The 16,304-nt window shown below is 47.5% G+C and carries 15 protein-coding genes and 1 rRNA gene; 6 read left to right on the forward strand and 10 right to left on the reverse strand.

Features of this window, described 5'->3' with window-relative positions:
- Positions 1 to 98 (forward strand): 5S ribosomal RNA (rrf, locus tag OIK42_RS13750); the annotation flags it as partial.
- A 436-nt stretch (positions 99 to 534) separates the two neighbouring features.
- On the opposite strand, the gene OIK42_RS13755 is transcribed toward rrf, so the two are convergent.
- The 10 genes from OIK42_RS13755 to coaBC all read right to left on the reverse strand — a co-directional run bounded on the left by OIK42_RS13755 (position 535) and on the right by coaBC (position 11,159).
- Entirely contained in the window at positions 535 to 1,317 is a 783-nt protein-coding gene (locus OIK42_RS13755; RefSeq protein WP_273641594.1) for a substrate-binding periplasmic protein, read from the reverse strand.
- Positions 1,318 to 1,686: 369 nt separating this feature from the next.
- On the reverse strand, positions 1,687 to 2,226 hold the full coding sequence (locus OIK42_RS13760; protein ID WP_273641596.1) for an acyloxyacyl hydrolase: 540 nt from the start codon (positions 2,224 to 2,226) through the stop codon (positions 1,687 to 1,689).
- A 151-nt stretch (positions 2,227 to 2,377) separates the two neighbouring features.
- A complete protein-coding gene (locus OIK42_RS13765; protein ID WP_273641598.1) occupies positions 2,378 to 5,437 on the reverse strand; it encodes an error-prone DNA polymerase in 3,060 nt (1,019 codons plus the stop codon).
- 2 nt (positions 5,438 to 5,439) lie between these two features.
- Entirely contained in the window at positions 5,440 to 6,870 is a 1,431-nt protein-coding gene (locus OIK42_RS13770; RefSeq protein ID WP_273641600.1) for a Y-family DNA polymerase, read from the reverse strand.
- A 4-nt stretch (positions 6,871 to 6,874) separates the two neighbouring features.
- On the reverse strand, positions 6,875 to 7,573 hold the full coding sequence (locus OIK42_RS13775) for an ImuA family protein (protein ID WP_273641602.1): 699 nt from the start codon (positions 7,571 to 7,573) through the stop codon (positions 6,875 to 6,877).
- Positions 7,574 to 7,685: 112 nt separating this feature from the next.
- A complete protein-coding gene (locus OIK42_RS13780) occupies positions 7,686 to 8,177 on the reverse strand; it encodes a hypothetical protein (protein ID WP_273641604.1) in 492 nt (163 codons plus the stop codon).
- Between the two features lie 45 nt (positions 8,178 to 8,222).
- On the reverse strand, positions 8,223 to 8,546 hold the full coding sequence (locus OIK42_RS13785; protein WP_273641606.1) for a DUF1820 family protein: 324 nt from the start codon (positions 8,544 to 8,546) through the stop codon (positions 8,223 to 8,225).
- 98 nt (positions 8,547 to 8,644) lie between these two features.
- Entirely contained in the window at positions 8,645 to 9,214 is a 570-nt protein-coding gene (locus tag OIK42_RS13790; RefSeq protein WP_273641608.1) for a TetR/AcrR family transcriptional regulator, read from the reverse strand.
- 82 nt (positions 9,215 to 9,296) lie between these two features.
- Positions 9,297 to 9,887 (reverse strand): nucleoid occlusion factor SlmA, encoded by a 591-nt coding sequence (gene slmA / locus OIK42_RS13795; RefSeq protein ID WP_273641609.1) that lies wholly within the window; start codon positions 9,885 to 9,887, stop codon positions 9,297 to 9,299.
- 63 nt (positions 9,888 to 9,950) lie between these two features.
- The gene (gene coaBC / locus OIK42_RS13800; protein WP_273641610.1) at positions 9,951 to 11,159 is read right to left on the reverse strand and encodes a bifunctional phosphopantothenoylcysteine decarboxylase/phosphopantothenate--cysteine ligase CoaBC; all 1,209 of its coding nucleotides are present in this window, start codon (positions 11,157 to 11,159) and stop codon (positions 9,951 to 9,953) included.
- A gap of 176 nt (positions 11,160 to 11,335) precedes the next feature.
- On the opposite strand from coaBC, the gene radC reads away from it, so the two are divergent.
- The 5 genes from radC to OIK42_RS13825 all read left to right on the forward strand — a co-directional run bounded on the left by radC (position 11,336) and on the right by OIK42_RS13825 (position 16,147).
- Positions 11,336 to 12,010: a RadC family protein gene (gene radC, locus OIK42_RS13805; RefSeq protein ID WP_273641611.1), complete on the forward strand. Its 675-nt coding sequence runs from the start codon at positions 11,336 to 11,338 to the stop codon at positions 12,008 to 12,010.
- Positions 12,011 to 12,121: 111 nt separating this feature from the next.
- On the forward strand, positions 12,122 to 12,529 hold the full coding sequence (locus tag OIK42_RS13810) for a hypothetical protein (protein WP_273641612.1): 408 nt from the start codon (positions 12,122 to 12,124) through the stop codon (positions 12,527 to 12,529).
- 77 nt (positions 12,530 to 12,606) lie between these two features.
- Complete coding sequence (locus tag OIK42_RS13815) at positions 12,607 to 13,311, forward strand: YjbF family lipoprotein (RefSeq protein WP_273641613.1); 705 nt, start codon at positions 12,607 to 12,609, stop codon at positions 13,309 to 13,311.
- Positions 13,308 to 14,036 carry a capsule biosynthesis GfcC family protein gene (locus tag OIK42_RS13820; RefSeq protein ID WP_273641614.1) on the forward strand — a complete coding sequence of 243 codons (729 nt, stop codon included), beginning with the start codon at positions 13,308 to 13,310 and terminating at the stop codon, positions 14,034 to 14,036. Before OIK42_RS13815 ends, OIK42_RS13820 begins: the two co-directional genes overlap by 4 nt.
- Positions 14,037 to 14,080: 44 nt before the next feature.
- Positions 14,081 to 16,147 (forward strand): YjbH domain-containing protein, encoded by a 2,067-nt coding sequence (locus OIK42_RS13825; protein ID WP_309568778.1) that lies wholly within the window; start codon positions 14,081 to 14,083, stop codon positions 16,145 to 16,147.
- Positions 16,148 to 16,304 lie beyond the last annotated feature (157 nt).

Here is a 16,304-nt window from a genome sequence, read left to right on the forward strand (position 1 = left end):
ACGGCACCACCTGATCCCATTCCGAACTCAGTAGTGAAACGTATTAGCGGCGATGGTAGTGTGGGGTCTCCCCATGTGAGAGTAGCACACCGCCAGGCTCCCATTAAGAAGAAGGCCCACTCAAATGAGTGGGCCTTTTTTGTGTCTGGTCGAAAATTTAAACCAGTACAGCTCTATAGTTTTTAAGTGAATATCAGGCTGCGTTCATCACCTCGCGCGTTTTTCTTTGTTATTACCCTTGCTGTTTTAGTTAATCCAATACTCCGTACCAAGCGCTGAACTGTGTGATAGCAGCTAAGCTCTGTATCTATCAGGCTGTTGTGGCGCTTAAGCTAACAGATTTAGGTGAGTCAGATAAAGACTCAGCTAATAGTTATAAGTACATATGGAGGCTGAGTAAACGCTGTGATCAAAGTTGTAGTAATCGTTTAATGGAGCAGTGCTTCATAATATGGTTGCCAGTGAAGGATTCACAGGCTCAGAGAAACGTCTACGGCGCGATTAACATAGTAACGGGCACGTCAGTGGTCAGTATTAATGTATTCCTGACTTAAGCCTTCTTAATCTTTCATTTGGATCGTCGATACCATACTTCGCCTTGAGCGATTCGATTACCAGCGGGTTATCTACTATAAATTGGTTAATCTGGGCAATTAATTCAGGGTTGTTGAGCGTTGATAAACAGAACTCTACCACGGTCACTGGTAATGACGGGTCGAGAACATAATTATCGATATCATTTAGACCCGATAACATATGCTGAGCCACATAGTAATCCATATCAAATGCATCAGCCCGGTTTAACTCAGCCATATAAATAGCGGCTTTGGTGTCGGTTACAGCCAATAATTCTACCTTGCCCTGACTGATTCGGTCTTGCCAGTATAGTGGTGAGAAGCCCAGTACAATGGCAACTTTTCGAACGTTACTTATGTCTCTGCCGTAGTGTTGCGATTTCACGAAAGTACCCACCAGGCTCTCGGTAAGCGGTGCGCTATAAATTTTCTCCGAGTTATCATTAACGGGGTTTGTCCAGGTTCGGTGGTCAGGGTATACCAAATCAATATTGCCTTTCTCGAGCTCAATCTGGAGGCGAAGAACAGGCATATCGACATATTCAAAGGTTACGCCTGAGCTTGCCGCGAAGGTTTCAAGCAATGCCCACGCATATCCCTTATCGGTGGTTGAAGGAAAATTGTAATGAGGGAAATAATCGAAATTCTGCGAAGCAACAATATAGGTTTTAGCTGCAACAGGCGGCGCACTTGTAATAAGCGCTAAAAACAACAACTGAAGACAAACACTGACTCTGCGCAAAAAAAATCCTTAGTCTAAAACGACAAATAAAATAGAAAAGGCTAGTCGTAAATCTTAGAAAAACTAAGTTTTATAACCGCTGCAAGTCACTACGTGCGCGAAATAAGTAGTAATTATAGTTGTTCAATTTACATACATGCTTAAAAAAAAACAATATTTGTAATGCGAAAGATAGATCAGTCTCTATGCGATGACTGATGTAAGGCTGGTAACTGCCTGGATAATAATAAAAATGCTGGCTGTTGCATGTGACCGTACCTCAACAGCATAACTAAAGAGCTTTACTGGAGAACACCTAAGCGACCCGCTGACTGCCAGTTAGGTGTTCTGCGTTTAAAGAAAAGCGTAGTTAGCGACTTAAAGAGGCGACTAGAAATAGTGGATGTAAGAGATATTAAAGAAGTCTACGCCAGGATTGTCGTCATTAAATCCACCGTTGGAATAATGCATATAACGTAAGGCAAGGCGTTGTTCATAAGGCCTTCTGTCATCCAGGGCGACAACGACTCCAAGTTTGTCTTCAAACTGATAGGTTGAACCGATATCTTTACCTGCAAATTGCTGATCACTGACAATGCCAATACCTATGCCGGCCTCTAAGAAGACAGGGTAGCTATCATATACATTGCCGACTTCCTTTATAAAGACAGGGGTTAAGGCAAACGTGTAGTTGCTATCGGTGTCGCCGGTGGTGTCATGTTTATAACGCCAGTAACTGATGCTGGTTTCAACATAAAGATCGAGTTCACCCAGCCATGTATTATCTAAATTGAAGGACGTGGGGCGATAGCCGAGACGCAGACCCTGAATATCTGCGGCGCCGTTAAGAAAACCCACTGAAAAAGCCTGCTGCCGGGCGGGTACGCAGGTCGAAAATAAGATTAAAAAAAGTGCTGTAATTTTGTACATAGTTACTACTCCTGAAAAGTAATCAGGTGAGCAAAAACTTTGCCATGCGTAACGTGTTGTTTTATATAGTAAAGAATATACTCTGCGGAGTGGCTGGCAGTAGTTCTGTAAGTAAGGTAGGAAAAACTTACACTACCACCGGTATGGCAAATTAATGGAAATCTCTGGAGCTGAGCTGTAACTGTTGAAAGTAGCTACTGCGGTCAATGAGCTTTCCGGCTATTACATGGATGACTCCTTCATCTGATCGCTCAATGATACCGTGCACTTCAAGGATATTAGCGCAAATAAACGCTTTTTTTTGTGCCCGGGAGGTGGCTTGCCACACCACAACATTGATATTGCCAGTATGATCTTCAAGCGTCATAAATGTCACCCCTCCCGCCGTACCGGGCGCCTGACGACCCACCACACAGCCGATAACTTTAATGGGTGACTTATGCACTTTATGACCCAGGTTGTGGGCAAAAGTGATGTGTGGCATAGGCTGCGCCTTTGCCATCATCGCGATGGGATGATTCTCCAGCGAGAGGTTAAGTGATGCATAATCCTCAAGCATATTTTGTTGATCTGTCGGGGAGTCGGCTATGTGCGCCTGGCCGGGCAGACTGCGCAATAAAGGCAGTGACATTTGCGAATCAGACAACTCCCATCGAGCATTAAAGCGGTTGTGACTAAGCGTTCGCAAAGCATTCGCACTGGCTAATGCGGCAAGATCTTTCTGGTTTAATCCTATCTGTTTTACTTCGCTTATACTGCTATACCCGTTAGCAGGCCGGTTTGACTTCAGCGACTGCATTGCCGCGCTCGACAGGCCATTGATTTGTCGTAGTCCGAGTCGGATTTCACCGTCGCTGGTGACCCTGTGGTCGGTGTCACTGCAGTTTACATCAACCGGTAGCACCGCCACTTCATGGGCTGTGGCGTCACGGACCAGTTGCGAAGGACTATAAAACCCCATCGGCCAGCTATTGAGTAAACCCGTATAAAACTCTACGGGGTAATAATATTTCAGCCAGGCTGACGTATACGCAAGCACCGCAAACGAGGCCGAATGAGATTCGGGAAATCCATACTCACCAAAGCCGCAAATTTGTTCAAAGAGTTGCTCGGCAAAGGTTGTCTGGTAACCCCGCGCGGTCATACCGTCTATCAGCTTGCTACGAAACTGCCTGAGCTTGCCCGAGCGTTTCCAGCTTGCCATAGCGCGTCTTAACTGATCAGCTTCACCACCGGTAAAGCCGGCAGCCACCATGGCAAGTTGAATTACCTGCTCCTGAAATATGGGCACGCCTTTGGTGCGGCTTAACACCGCCTTTACCTCTTCGGAGGGGTATGTCTCAGCTTCTTTGCCGTGCCGGCGCAGCAGATAGGGGTGAACCATTTCGCCCTGAATGGGGCCGGGTCTGACAATCGCTATTTGCACAACTAGATCGTAATAGCTGCGGGGTTTGAGGCGCGGTAACATCGACATTTGGGCGCGCGACTCAATCTGAAAAACCCCCACAGTATCTGCCCGGCAAATTGCATCAAACACTTGTTTGTCATCGCCGTGAGCGGAAATAAACGGAATCGACACATCGTACTGATAACGTGACTTGATGATTTGAAAGGTTTTACGAATGGCGGTGAGCATGCCCAGCGCCAGAACATCTACTTTCAGTAACCCCAGTGCTTCCAGATCGTCCTTATCCCACTGGATCACGCTGCGCTCGGCCATGGCGGCGTTTTCTACCGGCACCAATTCATATAACGGGCCAGCGCTGATCACAAATCCGCCTACATGCTGAGACAAATGTCGCGGAAAACCAATAATTTGCTCGGTTAGTTTGATTAACTGCTTAATACGAAAACTGGTTTTATCAATACCAATTTGCAGGAGTTGCGACTGCCAGCCAAGTGTCGTGTCGCGTAAATTAAGCTGCTTCAGCCAGTACGCCAGTTGTGTCTCGGCAAAGCCCAGCGCTTTGCCCACTTCTCTGAACGCGCTTTTAAATCTGAAGGTAATAACACTTGCTGCCAGTGCAGTGCGTTCGCGGCCATATTTCTGGTAAATATACTGAATGATTTCTTCGCGCCGTTCATGTTCAAAGTCGACATCAATGTCGGGTGGCTCGTTTCGCTCCTTAGAGATAAAGCGTTCAAACAGCACGTTGATCTGACGTGGATCAACCGCGGTAATTTCCAGGCAGTAGCACACCACAGAATTGGCCGCAGACCCTCTGCCCTGATACAAAATGCCGCATTGAATAGCATACTGAACAATATCGTAAATGGTTAAAAAGAAATACTCGTACTGTTGGGACTTAATCAGTAAGAGTTCTTTCTCAATAATGCTCCGTATAGATGCTGGCAGGCCATTGGGAAATCGCTTAACAATGCCTTGTTCCACACAGTGACGTAAATAAGATGTCGCAGTATATCCCGGTGGCACGAGCTCACTGGGGTACTGGTACTGAAGCTCAGTCAGGCTAAACGTGCAACGCTGGGCAATGTTAATGCTTTCGGTCAGCCATTGGGCCGGATACAACCGGCTTAGCTTGGTCAGCGGTTTTAAGCTTCGCTCCTGGTTGAGTGTGGCGTTGTGACCTAAATTATCCACCGATTCCCTGACTCGGATAGCGTGCAAAATATGTTGCACAGGCTGACGCTCGCTGGCGTGAAACAGCACCTGGTTGGTGGCTACCAAAGGCATGTCAGTGTGGTCGCTAAGCTTCATAGCAGCGTCAAAACGGCGGGTGTCCTGACCGTCAAGCAGTCTCGATACCCCTATCCAACAACGGTCAGTAAAATACCTGCCTAACCACGTTGCCCAGTGATCATCGTTATTGCCGTATTCGGGTAGCCAGATAGCCAGGCAAAACTTGACCGTTTTTAAGTCCCATTCAGACAGTTCGTAGTGTCCTTTCTCGCAACGGCGTCTGGCATTGGTGATAATTCTGCATAATTCGGCATAGGCAGTTTTATTGGGGCAAAGTAAGCACAACTGTAACCCTGGCTCGAGTCGGAACAGGCTGCCGACAATTAATTTAAGCGGTAAATTATTGGCGCTAATTTCGGCATGGGCCCGGACTATGCCTGCAACTGAACATTCGTCGGTAATGCCAATGGCCTTATAGCCCAAAAACGCGGCTGAATTGACCAGTTCCTCGGGGTGAGAGGCGCCGGTTAAAAAAGAAAAGTTACTCTGGCACACCAATTCAGCAAACATGACTATACAAAATACCCGTGCACATACCAGTGCTGGTGTTCATCGCGGAATACACTCAGGCGCTGGCCCTGGGGCGTGACGGCAATAAAATAATCCCGTTTAACACTCCGGGCATCCCACCAGCCTGTATGAAGTCTCTCCGGGCCATACACAATGTGAGTTTCCTCTCGCAGGGGCCTGGCCTCAGGCAGCAGTAAACCAGGCTGATGCATGGTCGACGCGGAGGTCGTTGCTTGCGGCTTATTATGGCCAGGCGCCAGAGGACTTTCTGCCGTTGGAGTGGCGACACCTGAAAAAGAAAACTCCAAACGGTGATCGTTGACTGTCCGCGGCTGATAAACGCTGTCGGCGCCAAGCCTGGCTAATAGCTTTCCCAGTAACATGTTCTCAGCGTGTTTGGAGTAAACGGTATCCAAAAGCGACAAGTTTTCAGGGGCGAACTCCGTGAGTGTGTCGCTGTAAAGGCGTATTGCGGTAACCGGTGAGTCCAGGCGTAAGGTTTCAAGGTGTAAATCTATCAGTGACAGCCATTCATCAAAATGTGGGTGCGGGGTGCCTGCGTTAATGGTGAGTTGACGATCATCGTCACGCTGGGTGAGCACAATACCGAGTGAATCGGTAGCAAGATTTCTGTGGTGCAAATAAGTACACAATTTTTGTAGCAGGACAGACAGATACCGAAGCAGACGCGGCGCGGCTTCTATAGCAAAAGGAAGCTCCAAAAAATGATCAAAGGTTTGCTTAGGGTGAAAGAGGTCATAGCAAGGCTGTTTAATGCCCCCCAGTGCCAGCACATAGGCGATGGTTTTATTATTAAATCGTTTGCCAAGTTCATCGAGAGGGATTTGCAATAATTGCCCCACGGTATGCACGCCTACTCGTTGTAACTGCTCAATGTCTTTTACACAAAGCTGTGTCGCTGTCAGAGGGCACTTTTGCAGCGCGCCGGCGTCACAAGTCGCTGGTTGCAACGAGTTAATGGCGACGTATGCCAGGACCCGGGCTATCTCAATGGTAGCGCCTGCACCAAACTGGTAAGTCACATGACAGGAGCGCAAAGTTTGCTGGCATAAGGCGATAAAGTTATCCAGCCCCTGGTAATAACGTTCCAGCGGGGTGAGTTTGATGGCAATCCCGGTGGGTTGGCAGAGTACGATGTCTGAGGCAATGGTATACAGTGTTGTTGCCAGGTGCGCCAACTGGCTTTCTTCGCTGAGCGGAGAATGCACGATAACTTCAGTCTGATCGTTCATCGCACTTACCTCAGCCAGGCCCATACCTGCTTTGATACCAGCGTCTACCGCCGCTTTTGAGCATTGGATAACAGTGTTTGTCTCATTATTAACGACCACGACAGTTTGCGCTGAATTGTGCTGCAGCACTTCAAACTGATCGAGTTGTAAACGCGGGAAATACACATAAAGCCACTGCATGGTGTCAGCCCACCTGATGCAAAGCGGTATCAGCGTCGTCAGCGTATTTTGCAAAGGCTTCGGCAATGGCCTGGTTCGTCATTGGCAAAGGGTTGTTGATCACAATATTGTCCAGAGGCCAGGCGCCGGTCACCCGATATATGTTTATGTGCCAGGCAGATTGTCTATAACGTAATTCAAAATCCAGACTGACCGGCAGGGTCAACGAGGTGGTTCCCGGGCGGCTAAAAACGATGACCAGGCAGTCATATTGCCTGGCTAATACCTGCAGGCGGCGGGCTGCTTTTATAGACAGCTGATCAAAATACATGATCAGGCAAGTACAGGCCTGGCTCCGCAATGCTTGTTCGCAAACCCACAAAGTATCAGTGTCATTGCCACAATGAATCACCCAGGATTGCTGACCAAACGCTTGTTGGCTCAGCCAGTTGGTGTTGAATGCCAATGCACCACGCTGTAGCCACAAAATGCGCTTTTTCGATGCTGCTTTGTCGCTGATCAACGGTGTAATAAGACTCATCTCGCCACACCCCGGGAGCACTCTGAGGCGAATGAGTCCGGCAGCCGGCGCACCGCCGACACAGGCTTGGTCGAGTTTTTTATGACCAAAAGCTATCCGCCTGCCCTGATGTTCGGCTGCAGGTTGCTCTCTCCCCCTAAAAATAAGCGGGTGTTTGGTTAGCGAGTTAAGCGATGAAGACATAAAATAATTACTGTATATATGTACAGTAATTGTAGTCAAAAAAAACGCCTTTGCAAAGAGGCGTTCATGGGTTTTTAAACATAGCGGTGGGGACTGGTATAGCCCTGAGTAACTAGCTTGCTGACGTGCTTTCCGTTTTAGTAGGCGGAAAACTCAGGCCTTTACAGGCTACAATAAAGCCATCCAGGGTATTTTTACTCCACGCCATGCGAATATCGCTGGGTTGTTCCTTGACGATCTCGCGCAATTGCTCGAGCGTTACTTCACTGTCTTTTAAGGCGGTTTTTAACGCTTCTTCAACTGACATTCCTCTGTCCATACAGTACACCGCCACAGCGCTGATCTTTTCGAACATAGGATGAAGCACTTCGAAAGGCTTATTGCTGATAAGCCCGCGTTTATGCGAAGACTCCAGGCGCTCAAGCAAAAAGCTCTGTATTTGCTGAGACAGCACAACCATACTGCCACTGGCATGATTCATGCGACGCGTGTTGGCTCTCAGGTTGTTCTCACTGATGAGGAGTTGCTTTTGTAAGTTTTGAATTTTAAATCCAAAAAACACCAGTAAAACCACCAGTGCTGCAAAGATTGCAAATGTAATCATGCAAGGTACTTCCTATTATTTGTTCCGATGCAGTGCTACAAACGGTTATTCTTTGGGTGTATAAATTGGCCTCGGAAAGGCGGTTACTTTGTTCGACAGCTCGGTGATTTTCGCTGAGCCTTGTTTTTTTACTGCATCGATCCGCAGAACATTGTGCATTGGAATAAATGTACTGGTGACGTCGGCAAATTCTGTTTTCAGCTTATCATGCGACGGATCAACTACAATTTGACTGTGATTATCCCATACAAAGTCGCCAATCTCGACAAAACCAAACAAACCGCCTTGTGAAACCTCTCTAACGTAAAGCTCGTAATGCTCGCCATTACTGACAAACTGTACTCGATAGAGTGTACTGTTATCGGCCATGAATTTTCTCTGTAAATGCGTTATACACTAAGGTAGGCGATTATAAAGGGTTCGTGCCGGATGCTCTACTCCGGATCGATATTATATCGGTTGATCGTTTAACGCATAATTGGCTGCAGCAATGCCCGGGTGGCGATATGCAGCTCTTCTTTGCTGTCGGCTAATATACTGTTAATCGCAAAGCCTTGTACAAAGCTGGTAAGTTGTAACGCAACGGCTTCAATATTGATATCACCGCGAACGGTGAGTTGTCGCTGGGCTTGTTCCAGACAACCAATAAAAGCCAGCTGTAGTCGATCCAAATAATGCCGGCCTTTGGATTTGATGTGTTGGTCTTCACTGCCAAGCTCGGTGACCATGTTGATCAACAAACAACCCCTGGCAAAAATGTGTTCAATGTAGGCTGCAAAAAAACGTTCAATGGAGGCCAGGCCATTATGATCGGCCAGATGCTCCAGAATAGGATTGAGCTTTTGCGTTTCATAGTGGTCGAGGGCAGCATACAAAAATTTAATTTTACTGCCAAATTCGAGGTAGAAACCGCGCCGGTTAAACTCGGTACGCGCAATGATTTCTTCCATCACGGCACCGTTAAAGCTGTGTTCAATAAAGATATCCTCAGCTTCACTGAGGATGTCAGTCAGATTATAAAGGGATGTGCGCGGCATAAGTAATTCAGTATTGTGGACTAACTAAACTGTAGTTCGCCCCGCTTGAAATGCAATAAAAGCGTTGATGTTAGTCCCGGTTTTACAAGAAAAATGACTGCTTAAAACAGGCCCATTGTTCGTTAAAGTGCTCGGTAGGCTTACGTTGAAAGCCACTGCGAATAAACTGGTTTATCCGGCCATCGGTAAAACAAATCAACGTGTTAGCAATTAAGCCTTCGTCAGCAGCGAGATCTTTGCCCTCTCGTAAACGACGTTCGCGTAATACTTGTTTAAGCTGTGTTTCAAGGCGTTCAAACAGCTTGGCAATACGCAGGCGTAAACGCTCTTGCTCACCCATTAATGCATCGCCATTTAAAATACGGGTGATACCCGGATTCTTTTCAGCAAAGCCTAAAATAAGATGCAGAATTAGCTGACAGCGTGCAGCAGAGTCCTTTTCCTCATTCATGATTTTATTAATGCGCGAAAAAAGAGTCTCTTCAATAAACTCGATGAGTCCTTCAAACATGCGCGCTTTACTGGGGAAATGGCGATACAGAGCCGCTTCAGACACACCTACCTTTTCTGCCAGCTTAGCGGTGGTAATTCGCTGGCCCGGGCTGGTCTCCAGCATTCCTGCGAGCGCTTGAAGAATTTGAGCTCTGCGGTTGGTTCGTTTTGCAGCAGGCATAATAAAAGTACTTCCTCTACTTATTGAGTGACAACAGTTTCCACTTTATTGTGAATTATAATTTCAGTGTGTCGTTTTATGTTGATACCGTTCGATAACAACGTTCAATAATTCGATTGCTAAGTCTGTTTTTGGTTGTGGAGATAAATTCCTGCTACCTTCCGGCCAAAATAGTTGTAACGCGTTGGCGTCGCTATTAAAGCCCAGTCCCGCCAAAGTGATATCATTGGCTGCAATCATATCCAGTTTTTTTTCGGTCAGTTTTCGTTTTGCATAGGCTTCAACATTCTGACTCTCTGCTGCAAAGCCGACACAAAACGGCGGGCTTGGCAGATTGGCAACAGCTTTTAGGATATCAGGGTTTTTTGTAAATGTAAGTGTTAACTCATCGGCATTTTTTTTGATTTTATTCTCTGCTACATCGGCGGCGCGGTAGTCAGCAACAGCCGCGGTGGCGATAAAAATATCGCATTCCGGGGTTATGCTCATCACTGCCTCAAGCATTTGCTCGGCAGTTTCTACGTTAATTCGGTTTACCCCCGGGGGGGTTGCTAAGGCTACTGGCCCGGCAACTAAGCTCACCTGAGCCCCCATTGCCCGTGCTTGTTGGGCTATCGCAAAGCCCATTTTTCCGGAACTATGATTAGAGATAAATCTTACCGGGTCAAGGCTCTCGCGGGTGGGGCCGGCGGTAATCAGTACGTGCTTACCTTGCAACGGTTGAGCAGGAGCGTGCAGTCGGCTCAGGTATTCAACCAACTCCTGCGGTTCGAGCATACGGCCTGGCCCGGTATCGCCACAGGCCTGCTCGCCTTCGGCAGGGCCGAGTAATTGTATATCGTACTCTTGCAGCAACCGGGCATTGTGCTGGGTAGGCCTGGCTTTCCACATTTGTTGATTCATGGCCGGTGCAATAAAAATATCCGCCGTAGTAGCCAGATAAATAGTGGTTAATAAGTCGTCTGCGATACCGTGGGCGAGTTTTGCCATGGTGTTGGCAGTGGCGGGCGCAATTAATAAAATATCTGCCCACTTGGCTAGTTCAATATGCCCCATTGCTGCTTCGGCACTGGGATCGAGTAAATCAGTACTGACCGGAAAGCCAGACACTGCCTGTAAAGATAATTCGCTAACAAAGTGGGACGCCGACGCATTTAAGACCACTCTTACCTGGGCACCAGCCGCAACCAGCTTACGCACCAAATCGGGAGTTTTGTAGGCAGCAATACCGCCACAAATACCTAAAACTATCTTTTTACCGGATAACGTCATTTTTAAGTCCAGCCTGCTAAACAACGAAAAGATTACCATGAGCTTGATGTTGAGTGTAGCGCTTTGAAAAGCAGAGCCCTGCGCCGACCAACAAAACACTGCTTGGGTGCAGTAGTGAAAGAAAAGCCAATCATTTAGGCTTGATGACACAGATTGACTTTTACTAAGGCACACCTATGACACTCAATCGTTGGCCACTGCGAGAACGCCCCCGTGAAAGGTTGCTTCGGGTTGGCTCAGCGCAACTATCGGATACCGAATTGCTGGCTATCATGATGCGCTGTGGTGCTAAAGATTTGCCGGTGCTGGAGCTTGCCGGCGCGTTGCTCAGTCATTTTAAAAGTTTACGGGGTGTTTTTGCCGCATCCTGCCGTGAATTATGTGTGCTGCCAGGGGTAGGGCCATCCAAATACTGTGAGCTACAGGCCGCTATGGAAATATGTCGTCGTCAGTTAGCAGAGCCGTTGTATGAACGTTCGGTGTTTAACTGTGCCGAAGAAGCAAAGTATTTTTTACGGGCAGAACTGCGCGATCTGCAGCATGAGGTTTTTGGCGTACTGATGCTCAACAGTCAGCATCAGCTAATTATGTTCAGAAAATTATTCAGCGGCACCATTAACGCTGCTGCGGTGTACCCCAGAGAGATAGTTAAACAAGTACTGGCCGACCATGCGGCAGCGGTTATTCTGGTTCATAACCATCCGTCCGGCAATGCAACACCGAGCCAGGCAGATATCCGTTTAACCAGCGATATTAAGCACGCGCTGGCGCTGGTGGATGTTATCGTACTCGACCATTTTATTGTTGCAGATAATCAGGTTATCTCATTGGCACAACAAGGCGTGTTGTGATTTCTTTAGTTTTTATTGCCAGCAGCATTTTTTTGCGTTATAGCTAGTGATCTTGACATTGAAATGCTTTAGTATATGTACTTGGCGGTTATCCCATAAAAAGGACTAAACATGAAAAAATCTATAATTGCTGCAGTAGTGGGCGCTTCGCTATCATTAGCAGCTTACGCACAAGAAGGCCAGGTGGCTGGTGGCGTTAATACATCTGAAGCGGTCGTTGGTGGACTAACTGCCGGTGAAATCGCTGGTGGAGTTATGACCTTCGCTTTAGTTGCCTCAGTTGCTGCGAGCAGCGACGGCGGATCTTCTATCGGCGATGGTGACGGCGATGGCGACGGTGATGGCGACGGTGATGGCGACGGCGACGGTGTTTGTGAAGGTACAGATGAGTTAGTTGACGACGTATGCGTTGGCACAACGACTACTGTTACCGTGACAAGCCTGACCGGTACAGCTACAGGTACAACAACTATTACTGTACCAGTAACCTTTACCTACGCTCCAACTGTTTCACAGTAATACAGTCATTTAGAAAAAGCCGCCTTAGAGGCGGCTTTTTTGTTGGATATAACCTGTTTTCTTTCGTTGAGCTGTCAATGTTCCCTGTGAATCGCTTTAGGTTAATTGTTGTAGCGTTGTTGCTATTAACTTCGTTGGTGGGGTGCTCATCAACCAATCAACTTTATTTAGAAACATTAAAACTCGCTTTTTTTCCGGATGCCCCTACTTTGACTTTAGAGCAAGTTAAACAAAGTAAGGCTGATCTCCTTAAAGTAAAACACGGCGAGCGGTTACCTGTTTACATGGGATTGGCTTACATTGAAGACAGCCAACTTAAGTGGGTATCTGCTGACAACGCCATACTGGTGTTTCACCACGACAAGCTGATTCGTACATCAGGCCTGGACTCAGACCTACAATACTCATCAGTGTTAAATGACTACACGTTAAGTCTTGCTAACCTGGCTAAACAGCCTGAGTGGCGCTATAACATCGATATTGATAACCAGGTATATGATCTGCCCATGCGATCTCAGTGGTATGTGGAGGCCCCTGAATCAGCGGAGTTTTATGGTCATTCACTGACGATCATTCCAGTAAAGGAAGTTGTTACAACCCAGGTTAATGAGCCATTTGCCTCGCATTCCGAATCATGGACAAATGTTTACTGGTTTGATGCGGCATCAAAACAGATCGTGTATTCCGAACAAAAGTCATCACCCTATGCCCAGACATTACAAATGACCTTTGTGAGTCGTATCGCCAGAATTATCGATAAAAGTCAGGGGAACGGCCAATGACACTAGCAAGAATTTTTATTCTTTTATCGTTTCTGCTGAGTGACCAATGCTTCGCCACCGTGACATTCAATGTGCAAGGCAAGGTGTATTCGTTTGAGCAACCGGTAAGACTGGCCAACGTTCTGTCGTTGGTAAGTGACAAGCCTGCCTATTGGGCCAGTTCTGCGGTTTATAAGCTCAACGATCCGGGCCCGGAGAAACTGCGGGCTGAGGTATTACAAACACTGTCTGATTTAATTCGTCAACAGACCAAAAACAGTAAGGGTTACCACGAATTAACTGCGCTGTACCAGGAAATAGGTAGCTGGCAACTGATGCGCAGAATGAACATTCTGGTTGATTATGACCAGGCGCGTTTAAACAATCAGCGCAATCCTGCTTTTCAACACGGCGACTATTACATAAAGCTGCAACCGCGCCGCACAGAGATCCACCTTTTTGGTTTAATCAGTGAGTCACAACAACAACTTGACTATGAGCAGTCCAGTACGGTTTCTGATTACCTGAATGCGACTGCGCGCAGCACTCAGGCACACCGGGATTATGCCTACGTAATCGAACCGGACGGCACTCTCATCAGAACGGGCATTGCCTACTGGAACCGCCAGTATTATAAGCCAATGCCCAATAGCATTATCTTCGTGCCTCTTCAAACGTCGTTGTTGTTTGATAACATCGATGAGTTGAACAGCAATATCGCCCAATTATTGAAACACAGGATGTAACTTTGGCATCGCACGCTTATTATTCTTTTACCGCTCTTCTGCTAATGGGTTATGTTGCGCCAGCACAGGCTGTCGAAGACGAAACGCCCAATAGTTATTCAGTTACGCCCTCGCAAATGGTGCAGGGCGGTGTTGGCCTGTGGCAAACCCCCACGGCTCGAATGATGCCCGAAGGCTCTCTCAGCGTAAATTATACCGACAATAATGAATATCGATTCTGGTCAGTGAGTATGCAGTTGTTTCCGTGGATGGAGGCAACAGCACGCTATACCGATGTACGCACGCGTTTGTACAGTCAGGTTGATAGTTTTAGTGGCGATCAAACCCTCAAAGATAAAGGACTCGATGTTAAGTTCCGGCTGTGGGAAGAAAGCTATTACCTGCCTGATATTTCGCTGGGACTAAGGGATTTTGGCGGTACCGGCTTTTTTGAAAGTGAATTTATTAGCGCCAGTAAGTCCGTCGGGCCGTTTGATTTTCATGCCGGCTTAGGCTGGGGGTATCTGGGACACCATAACGACATCACCAACCCCTTCTGCGAAGTCCGTGACAGCTTCTGCGAGCGCCCTGAGGGGTTTTCTGGTCGTGGCGGTAAGGTAGACTATCAAAACTTTTTTAAGGGGCCTACGGCATTTTTCGGTGGCGTGGAGTATCAAACACCCTGGCAAAATCTGGCGTTAAAAGCGGAGTATGAGGGTAACAATTACGAGTTTGATCGCGCCGGACCGCTTGAGCAGGACTCACGGTGGAATATTGGCGCTGTGTACCGCTGGAATAATTTTGATTTTTCGCTTAATTACCAGCGTGGTAACACCATTGGTTTTGGCGTCAGCTACAACCTGAATATGCACACCATTAAACAGGTTAAAATAGACCGTGAACCGCGGGATATTGTGGGGGCGACCCCCAGTGCGGATGTGGCTTCTATAAATCGCAAACGCCTGTATAACGATTTGGTCAGGCGCGGTGGGTACTTTATTAACGACACCGTAATCGATGACAAACAGGCCACTTTTTATGGCGTACAAACCTCCTACCGTGATGCCGATGAGGCAACCGAACGGGTGGGGCGGATTCTGGCCTCCGAGTTGCCAGCATCGATAACCGAATATCATATTGTTGAACATCAGGGCAATATTTTGATGCTCGACACCGTTATCGACGCGAAAGCGTTCCGCGAGCATGCCTCTTACAGCGTACCTGAGCCGGATATTTCCTCCACTTACCGACGTGTTTCGCCCACTGATGAACAGGTTGAGGCGTTTGCCCCTAACCGCACTTCCGGCGCGTTTTTGTCGTCTAAGTTTTTCTGGACGCAATCTTTCGGTAATCCGGAAGATTTTTATCTGTATCAGCTTGGTATCCTGACAACCGCCGGTTATAAATTTAATCGTCAACTGGGTATTTTTGGTAGTGTCCGAACTACCCTGCTCGACAACTTCGATAAGTTTAATTACAAAGTCGATAAAGAACAGACCGTACTGCCTAGGGTGCGTACCCAGGTGCGTGAGTATGTGACGCAGGGTACTTTTACTATGGATACTGCCTATGCGGTATGGACCGACAGACTGTCTGAAGATTGGTATTATCAGGCCTATGGTGGCTACCTCGAAACCATGTTTGGTGGCGTCGGGGGTGAAGTTCTGTACCGTCCGGTGGATAGCCGCTTCGCGTTTGGCGTTGACGTGAACTATGTCAAACAGCGCTCCTTTGAGGACATGACGAGCTTTTTTGATTACGAAACCTTTACCGGCTTTGCCACCGCCTACTGGCGACCGGAGTTCTTGCCGGATACACAGCTGAAAATCAGTGCCGGGCAGTTTTTAGCCAAAGACCGTGGGGTAAACATTGATTTTGCCAAGCGCTTCGACAGCGGCATTGTAGTAGGCGCCTTCGCGTCATTTTCGAACGTGTCGGCGGAAGAATACGGCGAAGGGAGTTTCACCAAGGGGTTTTACCTGTCTATTCCCTTCGACCTGTTCGTGTTGAAGCCGGCAAAAGGGCGCGGACAGTTTCCGTGGATACCCATTGCACGGGACGGAGGGCAGATGTTGATTCGTCCATCGCAGTTAATTGGCACGACCGAAATTCGTTCGCCATTCTATGAGTAGAATCGCTAACATCGCGGGGGTTGTCTGTTTTGTGCACTAATTTTGAGGTTTTTTGGCTTTTCAGTTGAATTACGTTCGGAAATACTGTATAAAATGCGCCCTCTTTATTAAAGGTTAAGACGTCGTCAGACCCGATATGCAAATTGCTGGTGGGACC

It is taken from the genome of Alteromonas gilva, assembly GCF_028595265.1.
Taxonomy (GTDB): Bacteria; Pseudomonadota; Gammaproteobacteria; order Enterobacterales; family Alteromonadaceae; genus Alteromonas; species Alteromonas gilva.